The following is a 2,386-nucleotide window of genomic DNA, read 5'->3' on the forward strand; positions in this document are numbered from 1 at the left end:
AAATCAACATTTATTAGCGATTTATATAAATTATTTTTGACAATACGTGTCATTCAAGGGGAAGTGATTCATGAAAACGGTACATTTTATATAGTAAAGACATCAGGTGAAAAAATTGAGTTTCCGGTAGAAGCTGAGGGACTTAGAAAGTTTGGCTTGTTATGGAAACTTATAAAAAATGGTTTGCTTGAAAAAGGGACAGTACTATTTTGGGATGAACCTGAAGCGAATATTAACCCTGAATTAATGCCAATTTTGGTTGAGTTAATGTTAGAACTTCAGCGAAAAGGTGTCCAATTATTTATTGCAACGCATAGTTATAATCTAGCAAAGTATTTTGAAGTAAAGCGGAAAGAGTCAGATCAAGTACTGTACCATCATTTGTATAAAGCAGAAAGTGGTGTACAAGTTGATAGTAATATTTACTTTGGTCAGCTAAGAGATAATCCAATCATCGAAGCAGATGCTAAGTTATTAGATGAGGTGATTGAGGGGAATTTTGATGACTAATTTAAGTGATAAAATCTTGATTGAAGAAAACGGAAAGTACCAATTTGACTTTTCTGCCCTAGATTATGTATGGGAAATACATGATATTGTTTCTCATACTACTCTTAATGATGTCGATTTTATTACGGAAACCGAAAAAGAAGTGTTATTTATTGAATACAAGAATGCTAACATTGAAGATGCAGTAAATCCTGGTGCGATGTTAAAGAAAATAAAGCATGAAAGTTTTTATTATAAAATAGCACGTAAGTTTTATGATAGTTTGTTACTATTTTGGGCATGTAAGGGAAATGAAAAGGAATTACCTATCGTCTATGTATTAATTATCGAGCATCCACTTCTAGATAAAAAGCTTAGAAGGCAATTAAAATTAAAGATCGAAAAACAACTTCCATTCGAACTTAACAGTGAACTTATAGCGAGAGAAATTATTTCCCAATTTGAGGTAGTCGATTTAACGGAGTGGAAAAATCATTTTCCGCAAATTGAAATAAGAGCCATTTAGTTCGTATTAATATAGATATTTAAAATTCCTAGTCTTATATGAGGTCGTTTGATGGAAAATAAATTTTCTATCATCTAAAAAAATGAAAGTAGTATATCCAGCTACTAACTAGATATTAAAAAGACAAGTTTAATGAATAATAATTTGTGACGCTTGTCTTTTTATAATAGTCTTTTTAAATGAATAATTCTGGTTCAACAATGGTGAGTTCTGTTATTATTTATAAATAATGGGAAAAATTACGAAATGTATAAAAAATTAAATCACGGGTTTAATTATGTGTATATTAACGAAAGTTTAGTTATTCTCGATCCGCTATCAAAAGAGATGTAAGAGACAAAGTTAATTATTAAAGCTAAAGTGTTATAGTGAGTACGTGTTATATTTCCGCATTGATGTTTTTTGCAGAGTCACTAATTGGAGCATAAATTTTTAACTGCATTTCGAATAGAAAAACAAAGGCACTTAAAAAATCAAGGTAGTGAACGTCCCTTTTTCACCATAATATTTGGCGCGAGCCAGTGATACATCAATAATAGAAGGAGGATTTTATAATGCGAGATAAAATTAATGCTTTACTGTTTGATTTTACCAAAGATAATTTGCATGCGCATGAAGCAGATAATATACTTATGACTTCTGGAAAAAATATTTTAAATGAAATCATTCAATTTGAAAACGGTGAATTTAGTGATTCTCCCTTTGCTCAGTTAATTGAAATAGAATGCGAATCAGATAACTATAACCATATTAAAAATGAAACAATGAGTAATATTCTTGGAATAGATAAAAATAGTCTTTTTTTGTATGAGATTTATACTCATCATTTTTTCAAAAAAAGATGTTTTACGAGAGGAAACTTGCCTTCTACGTTACAAGCTAAATTTTTTATTCTGGCAAATAAAGGAATGCTTGAAGAATCTGTTCCTATCTTTGAAATACGTTTTAAAAAATACATTAATGAAGAAGAGAAATGGTCATCTTGGCAGGCAATATCAGGGAAATTTATTGTGACTCAAGAATATAGATTCGGTCCTGGAGGAGTATTGGGGGTTTATAGTTCAATGACCGAAAGGGAAATAGAAAGTTTTAAACAAAATTTTCAGATTAGATATAGTGGCTCTATAATAACAGAATTAGGAATGCCAAATACACTACATAGAATAGAAGATCCTTTTAATAGTGATATTAGAAAAATTATTGATCCAAACACCTTTCAGATATTATTTGATTCACAAATAATTAATGAAGTTTCAAGTGAAAAGAGTTGTGAAGTTTGGCAAAAATTTTCGGATCGTTATAGTTAATTTGATAAAAATCAACACTAACGTCGCATAAATATTGACTGAATTTTCTGTTTTATTATTTTTC

The 2,386-nt window shown here is 29.7% G+C and carries 3 protein-coding genes; all 3 read left to right on the top strand.

Annotated elements, in window-relative coordinates; translation table 11 throughout:
• A partial coding sequence (locus CD30_RS18835) for an AAA family ATPase (protein ID WP_141096081.1) occupies nucleotides 1–510 on the top strand: 510 nt, incomplete at its 5' end.
• Nucleotides 503–1,015 carry a hypothetical protein gene (locus CD30_RS18840; RefSeq protein WP_036180649.1) on the top strand — a complete coding sequence of 171 codons (513 nt, stop codon included), beginning with the start codon at nucleotides 503–505 and terminating at the stop codon, nucleotides 1,013–1,015. The genes CD30_RS18835 and CD30_RS18840, both read left to right, overlap by 8 nt.
• 554 nt (nucleotides 1,016–1,569) lie before the next feature.
• Nucleotides 1,570–2,322, top strand: coding sequence for a hypothetical protein (locus CD30_RS18845; RefSeq protein WP_036180652.1), 753 nt, complete (start codon nucleotides 1,570–1,572; stop codon nucleotides 2,320–2,322).
• Nucleotides 2,323–2,386 lie beyond the last annotated feature (64 nt).

The organism is Ureibacillus massiliensis 4400831 = CIP 108448 = CCUG 49529 (assembly GCF_000772965.1).
GTDB classification, from domain to species: Bacteria; Bacillota; Bacilli; order Bacillales_A; family Planococcaceae; genus Ureibacillus; species Ureibacillus massiliensis.